This is a genomic window from Micromonospora sp. NPDC049240 (assembly GCF_040647835.1).
Classification (GTDB): domain Bacteria; phylum Actinomycetota; class Actinomycetes; order Mycobacteriales; family Micromonosporaceae; genus Micromonospora.
The window spans coordinates 132,342-157,380 of the sequence record NZ_JBEZCX010000016.1; the positions used below are offsets into that span (position 1 = coordinate 132,342).

The following is a 25,039-nucleotide window of genomic DNA, read 5'->3' on the forward strand; positions in this document are numbered from 1 at the left end:
ACCCACTACCGCAGGAGTTGCCTTGGCGCTCACCACCGCCCCGGGTGCCACCCGCCGGCCCGGCCGTCCCGCACCGCCGCCGCGGCAGACCGCCGCGCGCCGCGCCGGGCTCGGCCGGAAGGTACGGGACAACCTGACCGGGCACACGTTCCTCATCGGCGCGGTCGCCTGCTTCGCCGTCTTCTCCTGGTACCCGATGGTCCGTGGCGTGGTGATGAGCTTCCAGCGCACCCGGCGCGGCGAGACCACCTGGGTCGGCTGGGACAACTACACCCGGATCATCGCCGACCCGAGCTTCTGGACCGCCTGGAAGAACACGTTCGTCTTCACCGGCCTCGCGCTCGTGCTCGGCTACGCGGTGCCGTTCTTCGTGGCGATCCTGCTCAACGAGCTGCGCCACGCGAAGGGCTACCTGCGGGTGCTGGTCTACCTGCCGGTGATGCTGCCGCCGGCGTCCGCGTTGTTCCTGTTCAAGTTCTACGCGTACGACCCGAGCGAGGCGGGACTGTTCAACGCGGTCCTCACCGCGCTGGGGCTGCCCACCTCGGAGTGGATGCAGTCGCCGACCATGACGATGCCGGCCATGGTGCTGGCGTCGACCTGGATGAACATGGGCGGCGCGGTGCTGATCTACCTGGCCGCGTTGCAGAACATCCCCGGCGAGCTGTACGAGGCCGCCGAGATCGACGGCGCGGGCGTGTGGCGGCGGATCGTGCACGTGACGATCCCGCAGACCCGGCTGATCCTGGCGCTGCTGGCGATGCTCCAGATCGTGGCCACCATGCAGCTCTTCATCGAGCCGCTGATCCTCGCCAACGGGGCCGGCACCCAGGACTCGGCGACGTCGGTGGCGTACCTGATCTATCAGCACGGCTTCTTCCAGAACGACCTCAACGGCGCCGCCGCGCTCGGCGTGATCATGCTGGTGGTGCTGGCCGGGTTCTCCGCCGTCTACGTGCGACTGACCGCGAGGCAGGACTAGGACATGGCAGTCGACTCCACCACCCGTACCCTCATCTCCCCGGCCCAACTGCGGCGCGGACGTGGCCGGGTCCTCTACTGGGCCGTGCTCGCCGTCGTGGTGGCGGTGTTCACGTTGGTCTTCCTCGGCCCGCTCTACTGGATGGTCACCGGCGCGCTGAAGTCGGGCCAGGAGATCGCGCAGACGCCGCCGTCACTGTTCCCCCGCGATCCCCAGCCGCAGAACTACATCGACGCGTGGACCAACCTCGACCTGGCGAAACTGCTGTTCAACACGTTCTACTACGCCACCGGCGCGGTGCTGTTCCAGCTCGTGTTCGACACCGCCGCCGCGTACGCGTTGTCGAAGCTGCGCCCGGTGCTGGGTGGCCTGATCCTCGGCCTGATGCTGGCGACCCTGATGATCCCGGCGATGGTGCTGATCGTCCCCCAGTACGTGACCGTGATCGACCTGCCGATCGTGCACGTCAACCTGCTCGACTCACCGTTCGCGATCTGGCTCCCGCTGGTCGCCAACGCGTTCAACATCTTCCTGCTCAAGCGGTTCTTCGACTCGATCCCGGAGGACCTGATGTCGGCCGCCGTGATGGACGGCGCGTCGCCGCTGCGCACGCTCTGGTCGATCGTGCTGCCGATGTCCCGTCCGATCCTCGGCGTGGTCGCGATCTTCGCGGTGACCGCGGTCTGGAAGGACTTCCTCTGGCCGAAGCTGGTCATGCCGTCGCCGGAGACGCGCACGGTCAGCGTCGGCATCTACGCCTTCGCCGGCGGCACACCGATGAACGTGGTGATCGCCGCGTCGGTGATCGCCGCGATCCCGACCGTCGTGCTGTTCCTGATCTTCCAACGGAACATCATGTCCGGCCTGACCACCGGCGGACTCAAGGGCTGACCGGGCACCGCCGCCCGTCGCATCAGAACCGACCCGCAGAAAGCAGGTGACCGTGTCCATGGTCGACACTAGCCCGTGGTGGCGCTCCGCGGTGATCTACCAGGTCTATCCGCGTAGCTTCGCCGACGGCAACGGCGACGGGATCGGTGACGTCGCCGGCATCCGGTCCCGCCTGGACCACCTCGCCGCGCTCGGCATCGACGCGATCTGGTTCAGCCCCTGGTACCCGTCACCGATGGCCGACGCCGGCTACGACGTGTCCGACTACCGCGACATCGACCCGGTCTTCGGCACGCTCGGCGAGGTCGAGGCGCTGATCACCGAGGCGCACGAGCGGAGCATCCGGACCATCGTCGACGTGGTGCCGAACCACTGCTCGGACGCGCACCCGTGGTTCCAGGCGGCGCTGGCCGGCGGCCCGGACGCGCCGGAACGGGACCTGTTCTGGTTCCGGGCCGGCCGGGGCCCGGACGGCTCCCGGCCGCCGACCGACTGGACCGGCGAGTTCGGCGGCCCGACCTGGACCCGCACCACCGACCCGGACGGCTCGCCCGGCGACTGGTACCTGCACCTGTTCGCGCCGCAGCAACCGGACTTCAACTGGGACCATCCCCGGGTGCGCGCCGAGTTCGAGGACGTCCTGCGGTTCTGGTTCGACCGGGGCGTGGACGGCATCCGCATCGACTCGGCCGGCCTGCTGGTCAAGGACGGCACGCTGCCCGAGGTCCACCCGGACCGGCCGCACCCGTTCCGCGACCAGGACGGCGTGCACGACGTCTACCGCGCCTGGCGGCGGATCGCCGACAGCTACCCGGGCGAGCGGGCGCTGGTCGGTGAGGTGTGGCTGCCGGACCGGCAGCGGTTCGCGAACTACCTGCGCCCCGACGAGCTGCACACCGCGTTCAACTTCGACTTCCTCGGCTGCGCCTGGGACGCCGCCGCGATGCGGGACAGCATCGACGGCACGCTGGCCGCACACGCGCCGGTCGGCGCGCCGGCCACCTGGGTGCTGTCCAACCACGACGTCACCCGGCACGTCACCCGCTACGGCCGGGCGGACACCACGTTCAGCTTCGCCGCCAAGCGTGAGGGCATCCCCACCGACCTGGAACTCGGCACCCGGCGGGCCCGCGCCGCCGCGCTGCTCAGTCTCGCGCTGCCCGGTGCCGCCTACGTCTACCAGGGCGAGGAGCTGGGGCTCTGGGAGGTCGAGGACATCCCGTACGAACTGCGGCAGGACCCGATGTGGGAACGCTCCGGACGGGTCGACCCGGGCCGTGACGGCTGCCGGGTGCCGCTGCCCTGGCAGGGCGACACGCCGCCGTTCGGGTTCAGCCCCGACGACGCCACCGCCGCGCCGTGGCTGCCGCAGCCGGCGGACTGGAAGGACCGTACCGCCCGCGCCCAGGCCGGCGACCCGCACTCGATGCTGGAGCTGTACCGGGCGGCGCTGGCCGCGCGCCGGGCCGAACCGGCGCTCGGCGACGGCGCGTTGCGCTGGCTGCCCGCCCCTGACGGGGTCCTCGCGTTTGCCCGCGAACCGGACTTCGCCTGCCTGGTCAACCTGGGCCGCGAGGCCGTGCCGCTGCCCGCGCACGACCGGTTGCTGCTGGCCAGCGGCCCACTCGACGACGACCGGCTGCCACCGGACACCGCGGTCTGGCTGCGTACCGGATCGCGCTGAACCGCGGTGGCGCCGGCGGCTCCGTCCCGCCGTCGGCGTCACCGCGCCGCACCACACCGGCGGCCCGTCCCGGCTGCCGCAGGAACACCTGGGGAGGAAGGAACCGCACCGCCGCAACGGGGGACCTGGCCACCGACGAAAGGGAGCACACCCCGCATGGCCGAGCACCGCACCGCGCACCGCCACCGCACCACCGGGCTGGCGGCCCTGGCCGCCGCCGCGCTCGCCGCCTCGACACTGACCGTCGTGGCGTTGACCTCCACCGCCACCCCGGCGCAGGCCGCCGGGCTGTCCCCGTTCGACATCGCCGGCCGCGGCGCCACCGTCCCGTTCCGGGAGCAGGAGGCGGAACAGGCCGCGCACAACGGCACGAAGATCGGCCCCGACCGACGCTACGGCACGCTGCCGTCCGAGGCGTCCGGCCGGGAGGCGGTCACGCTCGACGCGGTCGGGGAGTACGTCGAGTTCACGCTCGCCGCCCCGGCGAACGCGGTCACGTTCCGCTACAGCCTGCCGGACAACGCCGCCGGCACCGGCCGGGACGCCGCCATCGACCTGCGCGCCAACGGCACGCTGGTCAAGGCCGTGCCGGTCACCTCCCGGTACGGCTGGTACTACGGCGGCTACCCGTTCAACAACAACCCGGGCGACACCAACCCGCACCACTTCTACGATGAGACCCGGGCGATGTTCGGCACCACCTACCCGGCCGGCACGAAGATCCGCCTCCAGGTCTCCTCGACCGCGCAGTCACCCACGTTCACCATCGACCTGGCCGACTTCGAGCTGGTCGCCGCGCCGATCAGCAAGCCGTCCGGCGTGCTGGACGTGGTCACCGACTTCGGCGCGGACCCGACCGGCGCCACCGACTCCACCGCGAAGTTCCAGGCCGCGGTGGACGCCGGCAAGGCGCAGGGGAAGGCGGTGTGGATCCCGTCCGGCACGTTCACGCTCTGGGACCACGTGGTGGTCGACGGCGTGACGCTGCGCGGCGCCGGGCCGTGGTACTCGGTGCTCGGCGGCCGGCACCCCACCGACCGCAAGCGCGCCGCCGGCATCTACGGCAAGTACGTGCCCGGCGGCGGCTACTCCGGGGAGATCCGCTCGCACGAGGCCGGCGGGCCGAGCCGCAACGTCACGCTGCGGGACTTCGCCATCATCGGCGACATCCGCGAGCGGATCGACGACGACCAGGTCAACGCGCTCGGCGGCGCGATGTCGAACTCGGTGGTGGACAACCTGTGGTTGCAGCACACCAAGGTCGGCGCCTGGATGGACGGGCCGATGGACAACTTCACCATCCGCAACAGCCGCATCCTGGACCAGACCGCGGACGGGGTGAACTTCCACTGGGGCGTCACCAACTCCACGGTGACCAACACGTTCGTCCGCAACACCGGCGACGACGCGCTGGCCATGTGGGCGCAGAGCGTGCCGAACGTCGGCAACTCGTTCACCCACAACACCATCGGCGTGACGATCCTGGCGAACCACCTGGTCACCTACGGCGGGCGCGACATCACCATCGCCGACAACGTGACCGCCGACTCGGTGACCAACGGCGGTGGCATCCACGTCGCGAACCGCTATCCCGGGGTGACCGGGTCGACGGCGGTGGCCGGCACCATCACGGTCGCCCGTAACACACTGATCCGCAACGGCAACTCCGACTACAACTGGCAGTTCGGGGTCGGCGCGATCTGGTTCTCCGCGCTCAACGAGCCGATCCAGGGCGCGGCCATCAACGTCACCGACACCGACATCCTCGACAGCTCGTACGCGGCGCTGCACTGGATCGAGGGGCAGACCAGCGGCATCTCGTTCAACAACGTCCGGATCGACGGCGCGGGCACGTACGCGCTCCAGGTGCAGGCGCCCAGCCAGGTCAGCTTCACCAACGTGCGGGCCACCAACATCGCCCAGGCCAACCCGATGCACAACTGCGTGGGCAGCGGCTTCCAGATCACCCAGGGCACCGGCAACTCCGGCTGGTACACGGCCACCCCGTACTGCGGGCCGTGGCCGCAGCCGCAGTGGGGCAACGGCCCGTCCAGCCCGCCGTCCACCAGCGTGCCCCCGACCACCGCGCCCCCGACCACGGCCCCGCCGACCACCGCGCCGCCGACCACGCCGCCGCCGACCGGCGGGAACCTGGCCCTGGGCCGGCCGGCGACCGCCACCAGCGTCAACCAGACGTACGCGGCCGGCAACGCGGTCGACGGCAACGCGGGCAGCTACTGGGAGAGCGCCAACAACGCGTTCCCGCAGTCGGTGACCGTCGACCTCGGCGCGTCCCGCACGGTCGACCGGGTGGTGCTCAAGCTCCCGGCCGGCTGGGAGCGTCGCACCGAGACGCTGTCCGTGCTCGGCTCCACCGACGGCTCCTCGTTCAGCACGCTCGCCTCGTCGGCGGGCCGGGTGTTCGACCCGGCGGCCGGCAACAGCGTCTCGATCGCGCTGCCGTCCGGCGCCCGCCGGTACGTCCGGGTCACCGTCACCGGCAACACCGGCTGGCCGGCGGCCCAGCTCTCCGAGCTGGAGGTGTACGGCGGCGGCACGACCACCCCGCCGCCCACCACCACCCCGCCGCCGTCAACCCCGCCGCCGACCACCGCGCCGCCGACCGGCAACCTGGCCGCCGGCCGGCCGGTCGCGGAGACCAGCCACGCCGACGTCTACGGCGCCGGCAACACGGTCGACGGCAACGCCAACACCTACTGGGAGAGCGCCAACAGCGCGTTCCCGCAGTCGGTGACCGTCGACCTGGGCAGCGCCCGGCCGGTGGCCCGGGTGGTGCTCAAGCTGCCGCCGTCGGCGGCCTGGCAGACCCGCACCCAGACGGTGGCCGTGCTCGGCTCCACCGACGGCTCGTCGTTCACCACGCTCAAGTCGGCGGCCGGTTACACGTTCGACCCGGCGTCCGGCAACAGCGTGTCGATCGCGCTGCCCTCCGGTGACCGCCGCTTCGTGCGGCTGACGTTCACCGGCAACACCGGCTGGCCGGCCGGCCAGCTCTCCGAGTTCGAGGTCTACGCCTCCTGACCCGGCGCGGCGGGGACCCGCCCGGGTCCCCGCCGCACCACACCCCCACCCCCGTCAACGCCTCTCCACCTCCCCCGGGAAGAAGGTGTCCGTTCACCATGTCCAGACTCCGTACCAGAATGGTCGCGGTGCTCGCCGCGGTCGGCCTGGCCGTCACCGCGGCGCCGGCCCCGCCGGCCCTGGCCGCCGGCGGCCCGAACCTCGCCGCCGGCCGACCCGCCAGCGCCAGCAGCGTCAACGGCTCGTTCGTGGCCGCCAACCTCACCGACGGCAACCAGGGCAGCTACTGGGAGAGCAGCGGCGCGCTGCCCCAGTGGGCCCAGGTCGACCTCGGCACCAGCCGCGCCGTCGACCAGGTGGTGCTCAAGCTTCCCGCCGCCTGGGAGGCCCGCAACCAGACGCTGTCCGTGCAGGCCAGCGCCGACGGCAGCGGCTTCACCACGGTCGTCGCGTCCGCCGCCCGCTCGTTCAGCCCGGCCGCCGGTAACGCGGTGTCGCTCGGCTTCAGCGCCACCAACGCCCGCTACCTGCGCGTCGTCGTCACCGCGAACACCGGCTGGGCCGCCGCCCAACTCGCCGAGCTGGAGGTCTACGGCACCGCCAGCTCCTCGACCAACCTGGCGCTCGGCAAGACGATGGCCGAGAGCGGCCACTCCGACGTGTACGGGGCCGGCAACGCCAACGACGGCAACGCGGGCACCTACTGGGAGAGCCCGAACAACGCGTTCCCGCAGTGGATCCAGGCCGACCTGGGCGCCACCACCAGCGTCAACCGGCTGGTGCTGCGGCTGCCCACCGGCTGGGGCGCGCGCAACCAGACGCTGACCGTGCAGGGCAGCACCAACGGCTCCACGTTCGGCACGCTCGTCGCGTCCGCGTCGTACGCGTTCGACCCGGCCGGCGGCAACACGGTCACCGTCACCGTGCCCACCGCGTCCACCCGCTACCTGCGGCTGCTGTTCACCGCGAACAGCGCCTGGCCCGCCGGGCAGCTCTCCGAGCTGGAGATCTACGGCGCGGCGACCGGTGACACCCAGGCGCCCAGCGCGCCCGGCAGCCTGGCGTTCACCGAGCCGGCCACCGACCAGGTCCGGCTGACCTGGACCGCGTCCACCGACAACGTCGGCGTCACCGGTTACGACATCTACGCCAACGGCGTGCTGCGCACCAGCGTCGGCGGCACCACGCTGACCTACACCGACACCCAGCCCGCCGGCAGCACCGTCGCCTACTACGTGCGGGCCCGCGACGCCGCCGGCAACGTGTCCGCCAACAGCAACACGGTGACCCGCACCGGCAACACCGGGGACACCACCGCGCCGACCGCGCCCGGCAACCTCGCCTACACCCAGCCGGCGAGCGGGCAGATCCGGTTGACCTGGACCGCGTCCACCGACAACGTCGGCGTCACCGGCTACGAGGTGTGGGCCAACGGCAGTTTGCGGACCACCGTCGGCGGCTCCACGCTGACGTACACCGACAGCCAGCCGGACAGCGCCACCGTCTCCTACCAGGTACGGGCCCGCGACGCCGCCGGCAACGTGTCCGCGAACAGCAACACGGTCACCCGCACCGGCAGCACCACCGGCGGCACCAACCTGGCCGTCGGCAAGCCGGCCACCGCGTCGTCGGTGGTGCACGTGTTCAACGCCGCCAACGCGGTCGACAACGACGTCATCACCTACTGGGAGGGCGCGCCGGGCGCGTACCCGAGCACGCTGACCGTGGCGCTGGGCGCGAACGCCAGCATCAGCGCGGTGGTGGTGAAGCTCAACCCGGACCCGGCGTGGGGCGCGCGTACCCAGACGTTCCAGGTGCTCGGACGGGAGCAGTCCGCGTCCGGGTTCACCAGCCTGGTCGGCTCCGCGACGTACTCCTTCAACCCGAACACCAGCAACACGGTGACCGTCCCGGTCTCCGCGACCGCCGCGGACGTCCGGTTGCAGTTCACCGCGAACTCCGGCTCGTCCAACGGCCAGGTCGCGGAGTTCCAGGTCATCGGCGTGCCGGCGGCCAACCCGGACCTCACCGTCACCGCCCTGACCGCCTCGCCCACCGCGCCGGTCGAGACCGACGCGATCACGCTGTCCGCCACCGTGCGCAACGCCGGCACCGCCGCGTCCGCCGCCACGAACGTCAACCTCTACCTGGGTACGACGAAGGTCGGCACCGCCGCCGTCGGCGCGCTCGCGGCCGGCGCGTCCACCACCGTCTCGGCCACCATCGGCGCACGCGACGCCGGCAGCTACCAGCTCACCGCGAAGGTCGACGAGTCGAACACGGTGATCGAGCAGAACGAGGCGAACAACTCCTACACCAACCCGACCGCGTTGACGGTCAGCCCGGTGGCCAGCTCCGACCTGGTGGCCTCGGCGGTGACCTGGTCGCCCGGCACGCCGGCCGCCGGCGCCACGGTCAGCTTCGCGGTGACGCTGCGCAACCAGGGCACGATCGCGTCGGCGAGCGGCGCGCACGGCATCACGCTGACAGTGCTCAACGACTCCGGTTCCGTGGTCCGCACGCTGACCGGCTCGTACTCCGGCACGATCGCCGCCGGGGCCACCGCCGGCCCGGTGTCGCTCGGCACCTGGACCGCCGCCAACGGCCGCTACACGGTCCGGGTGGTGCTCGCCGACGACGCCAACGAGCTGCCGGTGAAGCGGCAGAACAACACAAGTGACCGGGCACTGTTCGTCGGCCGGGGCGCGAACCTGGCGTACGACATGTACGAGGCCGAGGACGGCTCGGTCGGCGGCGGCGCGCAGGTCATCGGCCCGAACCGCACCATCGGCGACCTGGCCGGCGAGGCGTCCGGCCGGCGCGCGGTCACGCTCAACACCACCGGCGCGTACGTCGAGTGGACCACCAAGTCGGCCGCGAACGCGCTCGTCACCCGCTTCTCCATCCCGGACGCGTCCGGCGGCGGCGGGATCGACTCGACGCTCAACGTCTACGTCAACGGGGTGCTGCACAAGCCGATCAGCCTCACCTCGAAGCACATCTGGCTCTACGGCGCGGAGGCCGCTCCCAGCGACTCGCCCAGCGCGGGCGCTCCCCGGCACCTGTACGACGAGGCGAACGTGCTGCTGAACTCCACCGTCCCGGCGGGCAGCCGGATCCGGCTCCAGAAGGACCCGGCGAACAGCACCACGTACGCGATCGACTTCGTCAACACCGAGCTGGTGTCGCCGCGCGCCAACCCGGACCCGACCCGGTACAAGGTGCCCACCGGCTTCAGCCACCAGGACGTGCAGAACGCGCTGGACGCGGTGCGGATGGACACCACCGGCACGCTTGTCGGCGTCTACCTGCCCGCCGGCACCTACGAGACGGCGCAGAAGCTCCAGGTGTACGGCAAGGCGGTGAAGGTCGTCGGCGCGGGCATGTGGTACACCCGCTTCCAGACCCCGACGAACCAGCAGAACACCGACGCCGGGTTCCGGGTCGAGTCCTCGGCCAGCGGGTCGACCTTCGCCCACCTGGCGTTCTTCGGCAACTACACCAACCGGATCGACGGACCCGGCAAGGTGTGGGGCGAGCTGAAGGACGTCGACAACCTGACGTTGGACAGCGTCTGGGTGGAGCACACCGTCTGCGCGTACTGGGGGGTGAGCGTGGACGGGCTGACCATCCGGGACAGCCGGTTCCGCAACACGTTCGCCGACGGGGTCAACATGACAAACGGCAGCACCAACGCGCTTGTCACCAACACGGAGGGCCGGTCCAACGGCGACGACGCGTTCGCGTTGTTCTCCGCCACCGACCAGGGCGGTTCCGGCGGCAACCACGGCAACGTGTTCGAGAACCTGACCGCCACGCTGACCTGGCGGGCCGCCGGCCTCGCCGTGTACGGCGGCTACGACAACATCTTCCGCAACCTCTACATCGCCGACCAGTTGACGTACTCGGGCGTCACCATCAGCTCGCTGGACTTCGGCTACCCGTTCGTCGGGTTCGGTGCCAGCCCGCCCACCCGGTTCGAGAACATCTCGCTGATCCGCTCCGGCGGGCACTTCTGGGGCGCGCAGACGTTCCCGGCGATGTGGTTGTTCTCCGCGTCCAAGGAGTTCCGGGGCATCCGGGTGAGCGACGTGGACATCGTGGACCCGACGTACTCGGGGATCATGTTCCAGACGAAGTACACCGGCAGCCAGCCAGAGAACCCGATCACCGACACGGTGCTCACCAACGTGTCGATCTCCGGGGCGCGGCGCAGCGGTGACGCGTTCGACGCGAAGTCCGGCTTCGGCATCTGGGTCAACGAGATGCCCGAGGCGGGCCAGGGCCCGGCCGTCGGCGCAGCCACCTTCACCAACCTCCGCCTGACCGACAACTACCAGGACATCAAGAACACCACCACCACATTCACCATCACCCGCAACTGATGTAAGGAGGGGCCCCTTCCTAACGCCTCCGGCAGAGAAGGGGCCCCTTCTCACACGCCCAGCGGGGACGCACTCGAGCGTCACCGGGGCCGGTCGACGTGGTGACGTCCCGCTCACGGCGGTCCGGGTGTACTCCACGGATGCGCCTGCGTACCTGGCTCGTTCCGTCCCGGACCACCGGAACCCCCCGCGTCCTGCTCGCCGCGATCCTCAGCCCGGTCATGGTCGGTGCTCTCCTGACCATCGGTTCGCCCGCCGAGGCCGCCATCACGACCCATGTCTTCGCCGCCACCAACGACAGTTACGTCAACGCCGCCGCGCCCACCACCAACTACGACACGTCGCCGCGGCTGGCGGTGGCCGCGGGTCCGGCCCGGATCTCGTACGTGAGCTTCACGGTCACCGGTCTGACCGCACCGGTGGTGCACGCCCGGCTGGTGATGCACACCAGCAGCGCGAGCTACGCGGGCAGCCTCACCGGCGGCACGATCGAGCGCACCGGCGCGAACTGGGTCGAGACGACGTTGACCTACGCCAACCGCCCGCCCACGATCGGTGCGCCGTTGTCGAAGTTCGGCATCGTCAAGCCCGACCGCTGGTACGAGACCGACGTGACCGTCGCGGTGACCAACAACATGGTGGTCAGTTTCGCCATCTCCTCCAGCGACCCGGACGGCGCCTACTACGACGCCCGGGAGAGCGCCGAGAACTGGCCGCGGCTCGCGGTCGACACCGGCGTGCCCCCCAGCCCCGACAACATCCTGCTGGCCGCCGGGGACATCGCGGGCTGCACCACCAACCGGGACGAGGAGACCGCGCAGATCCTGGACCGCCAACCGGGCACGGTGGCCACGCTCGGCGACTCGGTCTACGAGTCCGGCACCACCGCCGAGTTCGCCAACTGCTACCAGCCGACCTGGGGACGGCACAAGGCCCGTACCCGTCCGGCGGTGGGCAACCACGAGTACCTCACCGCCAACGCCGCCCCCTACTTCGCCTACTTCGGGGCGGCTGCGGGCCCCGCCGGACTCGGCTACTACTCGTACGACCTGGCCGGTTCCTCCGACTGGCACATCGTCGTGCTGAACTCCAACTGCGCCAAGGTGGGTGGCTGCCAGGCGGGCTCCGCCCAGGAACGGTGGCTGCGCGCCGACCTCGCCGCCCACCCCAGCCGCTGCACCCTGGCCTACTGGCACCACCCCCTGTTCAGCTCCGGGGAACGGCAGGCGCCCAACGTGCTGCCGCTGTTCCAGGCGCTCTACGACGCCGGCGCCGAGATCGTGCTCAACGGACACGCCCACCAGTACGAACGGTTCGCCCCCCAGTCACCGGACCGGACCGCCGACCCCGCCCGGGGCATCCGAGAGTTCGTGGTGGGCACCGGTGGCCGCTCCCTCCAGTCGAACTTCGGCACCGTGGTGCCCAACAGCGAGGTACGCAACGGCACCACCTACGGCGTCCTGCGGCTCACCCTCTACAACGGCGGATACGACTGGCGTTTCCTGCCGGTCACCGGACAGACCTTCACCGACGGCGGCAGCGGCACCTGCCACTGAACCCGGGCAGCCATGTTCACGAACCAGCGGCTGGCCGGCCTCCACCGGGACTCAGCGGCCCTACAGAGTGGCGATGTCCGAACAATGGTCGTTGACCGTCGACTGCGCACGTCCGCGCGAACTGGCTGCGTTCTGGTGCCTGGCGCTGGGGTACGTCCCGGCCTCACCTCCGCAAGGGTTCGACACCTGGGAGGCGTGGCTGATTCATGTCAGGGTTCCCGAGGACGAGTGGGACGACGCCGCCGTCATCGCGGACCCGGGCGGCGTTCGGCCCCGCGTGTCGTTCCTGCGGGTGCCGGAGCAGAAGGTGGTCAAGAACCGCATGCACGTCGACATCCAGGTCGGCGGCGGCCGGCAGGAACCGTTGGAGGTGCGCTGGCCGCGGGTCCAGGCGGTGGTCGACAAGCTGGTGGCGGCGGGCGGGGTGGTGCTCCGGGTGGACGAACCGGACGGTACGCCTGACCACGTGACGATGGCCGACCCGGAGGGCAACGAGTTCGACGTCCTCTGACGACCTCGTGCGTGGTAGCGGGCGAGGTCGGCGGGGAGTTGCCGAGCACGGCGGGGTGGCCCGGTCCGGACCGGGCCACCCCGGAGGATCACTCGGGGATGACGAACTGGGCGGTGCTTGTGGTGTCGTAGTTGACACCGTTCTTCTCGGCGTGGTGGGTGCAGTTCACGGTGACCGTCCGGGACTGGGCGGGGACCCCACTGACCGGGACGGTCGGCGACCAGAAGGTCACGTCGACGAGCGCGCCGTTGTTCTCCGAGTCATAGTCGTTGGTGGAGTAGCTGAGTACGGTGGCGGAGCACCGGACGTTGATGTAGTTGGCGTCCACCCGGTCGTTGCTCCAGGTGGCAAGCCGCGAGTAGGCACGGACCTTGACGCCGCCGACGCGGAACGGCCAGGCTCCCTCGTGGCCGACGCTCTCTCGTTCGATGACGCCCTGCAGGTTGTACGCCGGTGAGGACGGAGGCGGCGGCGTGCCGGGGCCCGGATCGCCGGTCCCGCCCCCACCCCCGCCGTCGCAGTTGAGAGAACAGTCGGGTTCCGAGGCGTGCGCCGGCATTGTTACCGCGCCGGTGGCCGTGAGGCAGGCCAGCAGGGCGATTCCGACGGTTGCAAAGCGTTTGAGCACGTCATCTCCTGTCGGTGGACGCCCGAGAAAAATCGACCCCCGTGGCGCGTGATCGGAGACGTAGGCTATCGCCGCCATTTTCGAAAAAGCAATAGATTCTGATCGGTACGGCCGCGGCGAGAACACCGTCCTATCCGGCTCGCCGATGATCGACCCACATCTTTGCTGGTCCAAAGCCCGCTATCAAATGCTGACCGTTGTTCAGCCGGCCAGAAGAAGCCATTCGGCGGAGTTCTTTTTGGTCCTATAGTGTTGGTTGCACCGGGCGTGCGACGGAGGATGATGATTGCCTGGGCTGGCGGGATAATTCGGGTTAAGTGACCTGCTGTTCCACGCCGTAACCATCCTCCACGACGCTCCGAAAACCTGATCGCGACCGCCTTAGCCTCGACGAAGACGTCAGCTTCACCCGGCGACGACATCGGTTCCCTCCACGGGCACAGACTCGCGGCTCCACACCACTGCGTGGATGTGACCCTTGTCGGCGCATTCGGTGTACCGTCCACTGTTGCCAGCCCGCCACCAAGTTGTGGCATGGTCGCTTGTCGTGTGGGAGCGCCGCTGATGCCTCGTCGTCCGATCCCCGCCGATCCGTCGATCGGTGACCGCATCCGAGCCCGCCGCGAGCTGCGCGGGTGGAGCATCCGGTACGCGGCCAGCCGCGCCGGCATCTCGCACACGTCCTGGTCCCGGATCGAGCGGGGTCAGCAGCGCACCGACCGCTACATGATCGTGGATCTGGCCGCCGCGCTCGAATGTTCGGCGGTCGACCTGACCGGGCAGGCGTACACGCCGGCCGACCGGCAGCTCGACGCCGCGCGCATCGACGCCGAGCGCCTGTGGCGGGCCATGATGGACAATCCCATGGGCGTACGCTCCGACACCACGGCCGTGGTCGAGCAGGTGCGCCGTGAGGCAGCCCTTGTGCGGGACCTGTACGGACGGTGCGACTACGCGGGCGCGCTGCGGCGGCTCGTCGATCTGGTGCCGGCCATGCACGGTCTGGCCGATCGCCGGGCCGCGTTGACGGAGATGGTCCCGCTGTACGGCGTCGCGATGGGCGCACTGCTCAACGTGAGCTATCCGGCACATGCCTGGCTGGCGGCGGAGCGGTGTGCCGAAGCCGCCGGGCTGCTCGACGACCCGGTCGCGGTCGGCGTGGCGGCGGCCAACCGGGCGCGGGTGTCCGCCTACTCGGGGGCGTACCGACCGGCGCGGGCATGGTGCGACGCGGCGGCGGCCGACCTCGCGGGCAGTGCGGCGCAGGGGGCGCTGGATGTGCTGGGGTTCCTGCACCTCGCGCGGGCACTGCACCTCGCCGGCCTACGTGACCCCGCCGGCGCGCAGGACCATCTCGTCGAGGCGGGGCTGATCGCCGCGCGCACCGGGGAGACGGACAGTTGGGACCTCGCCTGGGGGCCACGGAACGTGGCGCTGTGGCGAATGGCGTTCCTGCTCGACACGGGCCGCCCGGAGGCGGCCATGGCGACGGCGACCGGAGTGGACCTGACCGGCCTGCCGCCGGTGCGGCAGGTGTACTTCTGGCTCGACATGGGACGTGCTGCCGAGGCGGTCGGCCGGGATCGTGAGGCGGTGCGGATGCTGCTCGCGGCCGAGCGCGTCGGCCCGCAGCACGCTCGCTCGTCGGTCGCCGCCCGCGAGACGGCGCGGTCGTTGCTGCGCAGGGGAGCAGCATCACCCGAGCTGCGGGGCCTCTGTGAACGAATGAGCCTCACGACGCAGTAGTGGTGCGTAGGCGTTCCAGTCGATCCGCACACATTCCGTAGCGTCCCGATCACAGGGATGCGGTGATCCGCTCGCGTCTCCTTCCGGCGCGACGGTGGCGAGCCCATCGCCGTGCCCTCATCGAAGGGACCACCGATGGGCAACCGACGTGATCAGGGAGACAGCCGAGGCGAGCAGGCGGAAGCCGCCGAGCAGGAGGCCGCTCGGCAGCGGATCATCGCGCAGGCCGAGGCGGACCGAACACCCGTCGAGGACACCACCCGCGCGGTGCCGGATCGGCGGTGGCGTCGTGACCGGTGAGCGGGTGCCGATCGGCCGACGCGTCGCCTACCTGCGGGTGCGCCGCAAGCTCTCCCAGCAGACGTTCGCCGACCGGCTGGGCAAGTCGAAGAGCTGGGTCGACAAGGTGGAGCGCGGCGTACGTTCGCTGGAACGGGTGTCGACGATCCGGGAGATCGCGGCGGTGCTGCGGGTCGACGCGGCGACGCTGCTCGGCCACGACGTCCGGCCGGCCGAGGTGGCCGAGCGCGGCGAGGGTGTGGCGCGCATCCGGGCGGCCCTGTCCACGTACGGGATGACGGCCGGCCCGGACACGTCGCCGGACCGGTTGGCTCAGGCCGTGGCGCACGCCTGGGACACCTATCGGCACGCCCGCTATCCGCAGCTCATGGAGCAGCTCCCGGCGTTGCTCACCGACGTTCAGCGCGGGCAGGCGCGGAATCCGCAGGCGGGGCGGACGGCGGTGGTGGACGCGTACCGGGTGGCGGCGGCGTTGCTGACCAAGCTGGACGAGGCCAGTCTCGCGTGGCTGGCCGCCGACCGGGCGATGGCGGCAGCGGCGGGGGACCGGGTCCTGTTGGCCTGCGCGGCGGTGCAGCTCGGGCCGGTGCTATGGGCGTCGGCGCGGGCGCGGTCGGTGCTGTTGGCCGCCGCGTACCGGGTCGTGCCGCGCGACAGCGATTCGGGTACGCCGCAGGAGCTGTCGCTGTGCGGGACGCTGCTGGCGCAGGCGGCGTTGACGGCGGCGCGGGCCGGCGACGGGCGTGCCGCCGGTGACCTGTTGGACGAGGCGGCGGAGATGGCCGCCCGGGTGGGCGACGGGCACGACCATTGTCGGACCGCGTTCGGGCCGGCCGCGGTGGACGTGGCGCGGGTGGTCGCCGCCGTGGAGCGGGGCGATGGTGCCGAGGCGGTGGCCCGGCACGAGGCGGCGATCGCGGGGGAGGGGTGGCGGTGGCTGCCGCTGGAGCATCGCGCCGCGCATCTGGTGGACGCCGCGCGGGCGTACCTCATGGTGGGTGACGCCGAGCGCGCGGCGAAGGCCCTGGCCCAAGCGGAGCGCCTCGCGCCGGCCGAAATCCGCCACCGCCCCATGGCGCGCGACCTGGCCGCGCGGGTCGCCTGTCACCCGGATGCGGTGCCGGTGATCGCACCACTCGCGCACGGTCTTGACATGCGCTGAGCCCGTCCGGGAGCCCGACCACCGTGGTTCCCTGCGATGCCTACCCGGGCGTCACGCGGCCGTTTCCGTCATGGCGCTGCGCACCTCGTGGAACTGGGCCGTCCGGTCGCCCTGTGGTCGGGACGAGACGAAGGCGACGATGCCCAGGGTCTGGTCGTCGGCCCAGGCGCAGACGACGAGATGGCTTCCGTCGCCGGAGCGTCCCTGGCCACATCGGGCCGTGCCGCCAAGTTCCCCTGGTTCGACCGGTTTGGGTGACTCGATGCGGTACGGCTGGAGGGAACGGTCGATCAGCCCGGGCCCGTCGGTGACGGTGCCGGAGACGCCGGTGATGTAGACCATGTCGGCGTCCGGGTCGTCGTTGCCGTACGCCCAGCCGACGGCGCTGGTCACGGGTGCGACGTCCCGCTTCAACGTGTCGAGGTGTTGCTTGGCCGCGCCGGTGGCCACGCGGCTCATGCTCTTCGGCAGGCCGAGCAGCGTGTCCGGCATCCGGAGCTTGCGGACGGGCTGCGCGGGTGACGACGGGGCCGCCGGTGTCCGTGGCGTGGCGGGCTCCGAAGCGCAGCCGGCGGCCAGGAACAGCGTGGCCAGCAGCGCGACAGCGCCGAACGCTCGGGACGGTCTTCTGGTGGTGTTCGACATCGCGGTCACGTCCGTGGAGCGTACGGCGCTCGGTGCGGCGCCGTTGTTGGGGTAGGACAGTAGCCGTTCATCGATCTTGGAGTTGTGGCACCTCCGATAAGGAGCGAAACCGGCAAACCGTGGCACCACAAGTCCAAGATCGACGAAAGCGGGCCGCGCAGGGACTGGTCACGCGGCATTCGTGAGTTCAAACTCCGCTGTTGTCACGACTTCGCAGGGTGAAACTCATCGGTGGGTCGTGACTTGTCGCACTGGGCCCGCGCCTCCGCCATCCGCAGGATTGACGTCAACCGATCAGCCGGTGGAGGCAACCGAAATGGACGAACGGTACGACTCGTACTGCGCGGTCGATCCGCTCTTCTACGACTCGCTGGCCGGCACCACGGCCGACGCGGACGCCTACCCGACCGGCCCGGTGCCGGAGGGCTGGGAGTGCGAGGTCAAGGACGACTGGCTGATCCACGGCCCGGTCGGCGGGACCCTCCCCGCGCAGGGCTGGAAGATCCACGTGTCGGCGCGGCTCGACAACGCGGAGCGCGTGCTGGCCCGGGTGGTGGACTACTGCCGACCCCGTGGCATCGCGTTCAAGCACCTGCGCGGCCCGCGGCTGCTGCTCATGCGCAACAGCAAGTACGCCCGGCGCGGCGCCAGCGGGAAGTTCGTCACCGTCTACCCGCGTGACGACGCCGAGCTGGAGCTGACCGCCAAGGAACTCGCCGACCTGCTCGACGGCGAGACCGGGCCGTACATCCTCAGCGACCTGCGCTACGGCGACGGCCCGGTGCACCTGCGCTACGGCGGCTTCGCGGCCCGCTACTGCGTCTCCGACGACGGGCAGACCGTGCCGGCGATCGAGACCCCGGACGGCACGCTGGTGCCGGACCGGCGGGACCCGGTGTTCCACGTGCCGGAGTGGGTGACGCTGCCCGACTTCCTCGCCCCGCACCTGGCCGCCCGGAACGCGGCCAGCACCACCGACCTGCCGTACCGGATCGAGAAGGTGATCCACTTCTCGAACGGCGGCGGCCTCTACGAGGCCCGCGACACGCGGACCGACCAGCGGGTGGTGCTCAAGGAGGCCCGGCCGCACGCCGGACTGGACGCCACCGGCACCGACGCGGTCACCCGGCTGCGCCGCGAGGCGCAGACGCTGCGCCGGCTGGCCGACGTGCCGCACCTGGTGCGGGTGCACGACGAGTTCGAGTTCGGCGGGCACGAGTTCCTCGCCCTGGCGTACGTCGAGGGCCGGCCGCTCAACCAGGTGGTGGTCGAGCGGTACCCGCTGGTGCACCTCGACGCCGACCGGGCCGACTACACCCGCTGGGCGCTCGACGTGCACCGCCAGGTCGCCGAGGCGGTCGCCGCCATCCACGCGCACGGCGTCGTCTACGGCGACCTGCACATGTTCAACATCATGGTCGGCGACGACGGCGCGGTGACGCTCATCGACTTCGAGGTCGCCGCCGACGTCGCCGAGGCGACCCGGCCCGCGCTGCGCAACCAGGCGTTCGCCGCGCCCCGCGACCGCACCGGCGTCGACGTCGACAGGTACGCGTTGGCCTGCCTGCGGCTCGCCCTGTTCCTGCCGCTGACCGCGATGCTGCGGCTGGCTCCGGCCAAGGCGGCGCACCTGGCCGACGTGATCGCCGAGAACTTCCCGGTGCCGCGCGAGCTGCTGGACGAGTCGGTCGACGTGATCGGGGGCGGCCGACCGACGGACCTGCGCCGCGCGGTCACGATCGACCCGGACGACTGGCCCGGTCTGCGCGACCGGCTCGCCGAGGCGATCACCGCCAGCGCCACCCCGGAGCGCGACGACCGGCTCTTCCCCGGCGACATCCGCCAGTTCGCCGGCGCCGACGGCGGCCTCAACCTCGCGTACGGCGCGGCCGGGGTGCTCTGGGCGCTGCACGTCAGCGGCGCCGGCACCGACCCGGCGCACGAACGGTGGCTGATCGACCGGGTCCGCCACCCCGCCTCCGGCAGCCGGCTCGGCTTCTACGACGGGCTGCACGGCATCGCGTACGTGCTGGACCTGCTCGGCCACCGGGACGAGGCGCTGCGCCTGCTCGACCTCTGCCTCGACCAGCCCTGGACCGAACTGCGCGACGACCTGACCGGCGGGCTGTCCGGCGTCGCGCTCAACCTCGCCCACTTCGGCGCGCTCACCGGCGAGCGGCGCTACGCCGACGCGGCCCGGCAGGCCGTCGACGTGGTGGTCGGCCGGCTCGGCGACGTCGACTCGGTCGCCGAGATCAGCGGCGGGCGGCACCCGTACGCCGGGCTGGCCCGGGGCGGGGCCGGCGTGGCGTTGATGCTGCTGCGGATGTACGAGCGGCACGGCGACGCCGAGCTGCTCGACCACGCGGGCACCGCGCTGCGCCAGGATCTCCGCCGCTGCGTCCGCCGCGACGCCGGGCACCTGGAGGTCAACGAGGGGTGGCGGACCATGCCCTACCTGGCCGAGGGCAGTGTCGGCATCGGGCTGGTGCTCGATCACTATCTGCGGCACCGGCCCGACGACGAGCTGCGCGACCAGGCCACCGCGATCCGCCGCTGCGCCGACTTCCCGTTCTACGCGCAGTCCGGGCTCTTCGCCGGCCGCGCCGGGATCGTCGCGTACCTCGCCGAGCGGGGGGAGCGGGACGCGGCCCGGGAGCAGGCCCGGCTGCTCGGCTGGCACGCGTTGCCGTACCGGGACCGGACCGCGTTCCCCGGCGACCAACTGCTGCGACTCTCCATGGACCTGGCCACCGGCACCGCCGGCGTGCTCGCCGCGCTCACCGCCACCCGGCCGGACGACGCGCTCCACCTGCCGTTCCTGACCCCGCTGCCCGGCGCGACGCGCGTCGCGGGCGCGGACTGAACGGCCACCGAACCCCCCGGTTCCCCCGGGGTGACCCGAAGCCACCACCCGAGACGTGGAATGAGGTGAATTGACATGGCTCTGCTCGACCTCCAGGGGATGGAGCTGCCGGCCGCCGAGCGTACCGGCGGTGGCAGCAACGCCAGCCTGCTGCTCTGCGGCGACAGCTCGCTGAGCGTCACCACCTGCAAGTGACCCATCCGACCATCGACGTCACGAGAGAAAGAGGAAGCGACATGGCTCTGCTCGACCTCCAGGGGATGGAACTGCCGGCCGCCGAGCGTACCGGTGGTGGCAGCCAGGCCAGCCTGCTGCTCTGCGGTGACAGCTCGCTGAGCGTCACCACCTGCCACTGACCTACCCGATCATCGACGTCACGAGAGAAAGAGGAAGCGACATGGCTCTGCTCGACCTCCAGGGGATGGAACTGCCGGCCGCCGAGCGTACTGGTGGTGGCAGCCAGGCCAGCCTGCTGCTCTGCGGCGACAGCTCGCTGAGCGTCACCACCTGCCACTGACGATCAGTCGCTTGGCCCCGGGCCGGCTCACGCCGGTCCGGGGCCCGCGCCCGTGGGAGGCCCGATGACCCCCGCCGACCGGCTCGCGTTGCGCGCCGTGGCGTTCGCCGGCTGGTGGACGCCGGTGCTGGCGGTGCTCGCCGTCACGGAGGCGGCGGCCCAGCTCGCGCTTCCCGCCGTGCTGGGTCGGGCGGTGGACGCCGCCGTCGACGCCGCGCCGCAGTCCCCGCCCGGCCGGTGGCTCGCGGTGGTCGTCGCCCTGGTGCTGGTGCTGATCGGCGCGCGGGCGGCCCACGACTACGGCACCGGCGCGGCCGGCGCCCGCTCGGTCGCCGCGCTGCGGCACGCCCTGATCCGCCACCTGTTCGCGCTCGATCCGCGCACCGTGGGCCGCCGGCCGGTGGGTGACCTGGTCGGCCGGCTGGTGGGGCAGGTCGCCGACGCCGGGCAGGCCGCCCCGACGGCCGTGCTGGCCGGCAGCGTGCTGCTGCCACCGCTGGGCAGCCTGGTCGCGCTCACCCTGCTCGATCCCTGGCTCGGCCTGACGTTCGTGGTCGGGCTGGTGCTCCTGGCCGTGCTGCTGCGGCGGTTCGTCAGCGAGGCGTCCGGCGCGGTCGCCGGCTACCAGCGGGCCCAGGGCGACCTGGCCGGACGACTGGTCGAGGCGCTCGCCGGGGCACGGACGATCACCGCCGCCGGCACCGCCGGGCACGAGGTCGAGCGGGTGCTCGCGCCGCTGCCCGAGCTGCGCCGCTACGGCCTGCGTACCTGGCGGGTGCTCGCCGGCGCGGCGGCCCGGGGCGCCCTGCTGAACCCGCTGCTGCAACTGGCGGTCGTCGCCGTCGGCGGCTGGTCCCTGTCCGCCGGTCGGCTGACGCCCGGGGAACTGCTGGCCGCCCTCCAGTACGCCACGATCGGCGCCGGACTGGGCGCCGCGATCGCCGCCGTCAACACCGCCGTGCGGGTCCGTGCCGGCTGCGGCCGGGCCGCCGAGATCCTCGACGAGCCGCCCCGCCCGCCCGGCGGCCGGGACCTGCCGCCCGGGTCGGGCCGGCTGGAGCTGAGCGGCGTGGAGGTCCGCGACGACGCCGGGCGTCCGCTGCTCGACCGGGTCGACCTGCGGGTGCCCGGCGGCACGCTCCTCGCCGTCGTCGGGCCGTCCGGCGCCGGCAAGTCGCTGCTCGCGGCCGTCGCGGGCCGGCTGCGTGATCCGGACGCCGGCGAGGTACGCCTGGACGGCGTGCCGCTGCCGGAGTTGACGCCGACGGCGCTGGGCCGGGCGGTCGGCTACGGTTTCGAGCGGCCGGTGCTGGTCGGTGACACGGTCGGCGCGGCGGTCGGCTGCGGCGGCGACCCGGTGCCGCTGGCCCGCGCCGCCGAGGTCGACGACGTGGTGCAGCGGCTGCCCGAGCGTTACCGCACCCCGCTGGCCGGGCTCGCCCTCTCCGGCGGCGAGCGGCAGCGCCTCGGGTTGGCCCGCGCGCTGCGCGCCGAACGGCTGCTGATCCTGGACGACGCCACGTCCAGCCTGGACACGGTGACCGAGCACCGGGTGGTGGACACGCTCACCGGCCGCGACGACAGGCGTACCCGGGTGGTGGTGAGCCACCGGGTCGGCACCGCGGCCCGCGCCGACCTGGTGGCCTGGGTGGACGGTGGCCGGGTACGCTCGGTCGCCCCGCACCGGGAGTTGTGGGACGACCCGGCGTACCGGGCGGTGTTCCGGTCGTGACCACCGTCGGCGCGGTGGTCCGCGCGGAGCTGTCCACGCGACGCCGTCCGCTGCTGCGGCTGGCCGGCTGGTCGCTGGCCGAGGCGCTGCCGGCGGCGTTGAGCGGCCTGCTGACCGCCCGGGCCGTGGACGGCGGCTTCCTGGCCGGCCGGCCCGGTGTCGGGCTGCTCTGGCTGGGCCTGCTGGCGCTCGCGGTGCTGGTCGGCGCGCTCGGCACCCGGCAGGCGTACGGGCTGCTGGGCGACGTGGTGGAGCCGTTCCGGGACGACCTGCTGCGGCGGGTCGTTGCGGGCACGCTGGCCGGCGCGAGCGACGGACGGGTCGACGACGCGGCGGTGACCCGGCTGACCCACCAGGTGGAGATGGTCCGGGACACCTGGGCCGGCCTGCTGATGGTGGTCCGGGGCTTCGTGTTCGCCGCCGGCGCGGCCGTGGTCGGCCTCTGTTCCCTGGCGGTCCCGGTCGCGCTGCTGGTGACCGTGCCGGTCCTCGCCGGCCTGCTGCTCTTCGTCGCGGCGTTGCCGGCGATGGTGGCCCGGCAACGCGACTACGTCCGGGCCGGTGAGCGGCTCGGCCGGGACGCGGTGGTCGCCGTGAGCGGCCATCGTGACGTCCTGGTCAGCGGCACCGGGGACCGGGTCGTCGGCTGGCTCGGTGGGCACGTCGACGCGCAGGCGCGGGTGGAGCGGCGGCTGGCGACCATGGCCGCCGCGCGCAGCCTGAGTCTGGCCGTCGGCGGGTGGCTGCCGGTGCCGGTGCTGCTGCTGGCCGCGCCGTGGCTGCTCGGGCGCGGCCTCGGGGCGGGCGCGCTGCTCGGCGCGCTGGTCTACGTCGTGCACGGCATCCAGCCGGCGCTGCACACGCTGTTCCAGGGGGTGGCGGCCGGCGGCCTGCGCTTCGTGGTCACCCTCGACCGGCTGCTGCGCACCTGCGTACCCCCGGGGGAGAGCGGCGTGGCGACGGTGGCGCCGCCGCCCGATCCGGCCGCGCCCGCGCTGTCGCTGCGGGCGGTGACGTTCCGGTACGGGCCGCACGCCGCGCCGGTGCTCGACGGCTTCGACCTGACCGTGCCGGCCGGCGACCACCTGGCGATCGTCGGCGCGAGCGGGATCGGCAAGTCCACGCTGGCGGGGCTGATGGCCGGCGTGCTGCGCCCCGACTCGGGCACGGTCCGCGTCGCGGGCATGCCGACCGGCGTGGCGACGCCGGCCGAGCTGGCCGCCCGCCGGGTGCTGATCCCGCAGGAGGCGTACGTGTTCACCGGCACGGTCCGGGACAACGTCCGCTACCTGCGGCCCGACCTGGACGACGCGACGATCCGCCGGGCGGCGGACCGGCTGGGCCTGGCCGAGCTGGTGGCCCGGCTCGGTGGCCTCGACGCGACGCTGCGGCCGGCGGGGCTCTCCGCCGGGGAGCGCCAGCAGGTGGCGCTGCTGCGGGCCTGGCTGTCGCCGGCGCCGTTGCTCATCCTCGACGAGGCGACCTGCCACCTGGACCCGGCCACCGAGGCGCGCCTGGAAATGGCGTTCGCCGCCCGGCCCGGCACCCTCGTGGTGATCGCGCACCGGATCAGCTCGGCGGTGCGGGCCCGGCGCGTGCTGCTGCTCGACGGCGGGCAGGCCCACCTGGACAGTCACCACGGGCTGCTGGCCGGTTCGGCGGCGTACCGGGAGATGGTGGGTTACTGGGAGGGCGGCGGCGACCGGTCAGATCCAGCAGGACTCCCGGGCGGTCCGCACCGCTTCCCAGCGGGTCCGGGCGCCCGTCTTGGCCATGATGTGGGAGAGGTGGTTGCGGACCGTGCCCGGTGAGACGCCCAGCTTCTGGGCGACCTCGCGGACCGGCAGGCCCTCGGCTACCACGTCCAGCACCTCCCGCTCCCGGGGGGTCAACGGATTGTCGGCCACCTCGAGCGCGGCGACGACCAGGTCCGGGTCGAGCACGACCTGACCGTCGGCGATCTGCCGGACCCCCTCGGCGATCCGTTCGGGCGGCACGTCGTGGTTGAGGAAACCGATCCACCCGCGATGCTCGGCGAGCATCGCGCGCAGCCGCCCGGCCCGCCGCTGGTCCACCAGCACCAGCAGCCGGCCGCCGTGGCTGCCGTCGGCCGCGGCGGCGAGCCGGGCGAGCTGGTTCACCGGTACGACGTCGACGTCGACCACCGTGACGTCGGGGCGTTCGCCGAGCAGCGCGGCCCGGACGGCGTGGGGAGTGTCCGCCTCAGCGACCACGTCGATGTCGCCCTGGGCGGTCAGCAGGTGGGCGAGCGCGCCCCGGACCAGCCGTCCCTTGAGCGCGAGCAGCGTGCGGACCATGTCGTCTCCCTGCCATGACCCCCGTCTTCCTGACCTATCGTGAACAACTGATAACCAGCCGTCAGGAATCTTAT

At 72.2% G+C, this 25,039-nt stretch carries 19 protein-coding genes; 16 read left to right on the forward strand and 3 right to left on the reverse strand.

Annotated elements, in window-relative coordinates:
• The first annotated feature begins 22 nt into the window (after positions 1–22).
• The 7 genes from AB0B02_RS24130 to AB0B02_RS24160 all read left to right on the forward strand — a co-directional run bounded on the left by AB0B02_RS24130 (position 23) and on the right by AB0B02_RS24160 (position 13,051).
• The gene (locus AB0B02_RS24130; protein ID WP_281940814.1) at positions 23–982 is read left to right on the forward strand and encodes a sugar ABC transporter permease; all 960 of its coding nucleotides are present in this window, start codon (positions 23–25) and stop codon (positions 980–982) included.
• Between the two features lie 3 nt (positions 983–985).
• Positions 986–1,873 carry a carbohydrate ABC transporter permease gene (locus AB0B02_RS24135; RefSeq protein ID WP_357303692.1) on the forward strand — a complete coding sequence of 296 codons (888 nt, stop codon included), beginning with the start codon at positions 986–988 and terminating at the stop codon, positions 1,871–1,873.
• Between the two features lie 58 nt (positions 1,874–1,931).
• Positions 1,932–3,557, forward strand: coding sequence for an alpha-amylase family glycosyl hydrolase (locus tag AB0B02_RS24140; RefSeq protein ID WP_357303696.1), 1,626 nt, complete (start codon positions 1,932–1,934; stop codon positions 3,555–3,557).
• Between the two features lie 156 nt (positions 3,558–3,713).
• A complete protein-coding gene (locus AB0B02_RS24145) occupies positions 3,714–6,599 on the forward strand; it encodes a discoidin domain-containing protein (RefSeq protein ID WP_281940819.1) in 2,886 nt (961 codons plus the stop codon).
• Between the two features lie 98 nt (positions 6,600–6,697).
• Entirely contained in the window at positions 6,698–10,984 is a 4,287-nt protein-coding gene (locus AB0B02_RS24150; RefSeq protein ID WP_357303700.1) for a discoidin domain-containing protein, read from the forward strand.
• A 140-nt stretch (positions 10,985–11,124) separates the two neighbouring features.
• Positions 11,125–12,540 (forward strand): DNRLRE domain-containing protein, encoded by a 1,416-nt coding sequence (locus AB0B02_RS24155; protein ID WP_357303703.1) that lies wholly within the window; start codon positions 11,125–11,127, stop codon positions 12,538–12,540.
• 73 nt (positions 12,541–12,613) lie between these two features.
• The gene (locus AB0B02_RS24160) at positions 12,614–13,051 is read left to right on the forward strand and encodes a VOC family protein (RefSeq protein WP_281940826.1); all 438 of its coding nucleotides are present in this window, start codon (positions 12,614–12,616) and stop codon (positions 13,049–13,051) included.
• An 88-nt stretch (positions 13,052–13,139) separates the two neighbouring features.
• On the opposite strand, the gene AB0B02_RS24165 is transcribed toward AB0B02_RS24160, so the two are convergent.
• Positions 13,140–13,679, reverse strand: a complete 540-nt coding sequence (locus tag AB0B02_RS24165) for a hypothetical protein (protein WP_281940829.1) — start codon at positions 13,677–13,679, stop codon at positions 13,140–13,142.
• Between the two features lie 597 nt (positions 13,680–14,276).
• On the opposite strand from AB0B02_RS24165, the gene AB0B02_RS24170 reads away from it, so the two are divergent.
• The 3 genes from AB0B02_RS24170 to AB0B02_RS24180 all read left to right on the forward strand — a co-directional run bounded on the left by AB0B02_RS24170 (position 14,277) and on the right by AB0B02_RS24180 (position 16,887).
• Entirely contained in the window at positions 14,277–15,425 is a 1,149-nt protein-coding gene (locus tag AB0B02_RS24170; protein ID WP_281942652.1) for a helix-turn-helix transcriptional regulator, read from the forward strand.
• 135 nt (positions 15,426–15,560) lie between these two features.
• A complete protein-coding gene (locus tag AB0B02_RS24175; protein ID WP_281940831.1) occupies positions 15,561–15,725 on the forward strand; it encodes a hypothetical protein in 165 nt (54 codons plus the stop codon).
• On the forward strand, positions 15,715–16,887 hold the full coding sequence (locus tag AB0B02_RS24180) for a helix-turn-helix domain-containing protein (RefSeq protein ID WP_357303708.1): 1,173 nt from the start codon (positions 15,715–15,717) through the stop codon (positions 16,885–16,887). Before AB0B02_RS24175 ends, AB0B02_RS24180 begins: the two co-directional genes overlap by 11 nt.
• A gap of 51 nt (positions 16,888–16,938) precedes the next feature.
• On the opposite strand, the gene AB0B02_RS24185 is transcribed toward AB0B02_RS24180, so the two are convergent.
• Positions 16,939–17,541: a hypothetical protein gene (locus AB0B02_RS24185; protein WP_357303711.1), complete on the reverse strand. Its 603-nt coding sequence runs from the start codon at positions 17,539–17,541 to the stop codon at positions 16,939–16,941.
• A 307-nt stretch (positions 17,542–17,848) separates the two neighbouring features.
• Here AB0B02_RS24185 and lanKC point away from each other — a divergent pair, with 307 nt between their 5' ends.
• The 6 genes from lanKC (at position 17,849) to AB0B02_RS24215 (ending at position 24,458) form a co-directional block, all read left to right on the forward strand.
• The gene (lanKC, locus tag AB0B02_RS24190) at positions 17,849–20,398 is read left to right on the forward strand and encodes a class III lanthionine synthetase LanKC (protein ID WP_357303714.1); all 2,550 of its coding nucleotides are present in this window, start codon (positions 17,849–17,851) and stop codon (positions 20,396–20,398) included.
• 75 nt (positions 20,399–20,473) lie between these two features.
• Positions 20,474–20,593, forward strand: coding sequence for a SapB/AmfS family lanthipeptide (locus AB0B02_RS24195; RefSeq protein ID WP_281940840.1), 120 nt, complete (start codon positions 20,474–20,476; stop codon positions 20,591–20,593).
• A gap of 41 nt (positions 20,594–20,634) precedes the next feature.
• Positions 20,635–20,754, forward strand: coding sequence for a SapB/AmfS family lanthipeptide (locus AB0B02_RS24200; protein WP_091302793.1), 120 nt, complete (start codon positions 20,635–20,637; stop codon positions 20,752–20,754).
• 41 nt (positions 20,755–20,795) lie between these two features.
• Positions 20,796–20,915, forward strand: a complete 120-nt coding sequence (locus AB0B02_RS24205) for a SapB/AmfS family lanthipeptide (RefSeq protein ID WP_091302793.1) — start codon at positions 20,796–20,798, stop codon at positions 20,913–20,915.
• 64 nt (positions 20,916–20,979) lie between these two features.
• A complete protein-coding gene (locus tag AB0B02_RS24210) occupies positions 20,980–22,647 on the forward strand; it encodes an ABC transporter ATP-binding protein (RefSeq protein ID WP_357303719.1) in 1,668 nt (555 codons plus the stop codon).
• A complete protein-coding gene (locus AB0B02_RS24215; RefSeq protein WP_357303722.1) occupies positions 22,644–24,458 on the forward strand; it encodes an ABC transporter ATP-binding protein in 1,815 nt (604 codons plus the stop codon). Before AB0B02_RS24210 ends, AB0B02_RS24215 begins: the two co-directional genes overlap by 4 nt.
• On the opposite strand, the gene AB0B02_RS24220 is transcribed toward AB0B02_RS24215, so the two are convergent.
• Entirely contained in the window at positions 24,354–24,965 is a 612-nt protein-coding gene (locus tag AB0B02_RS24220) for a response regulator transcription factor (protein WP_281940845.1), read from the reverse strand. The genes AB0B02_RS24215 and AB0B02_RS24220 overlap by 105 nt on opposite strands.
• Between the last annotated feature and the right edge of the window lie 74 nt (positions 24,966–25,039).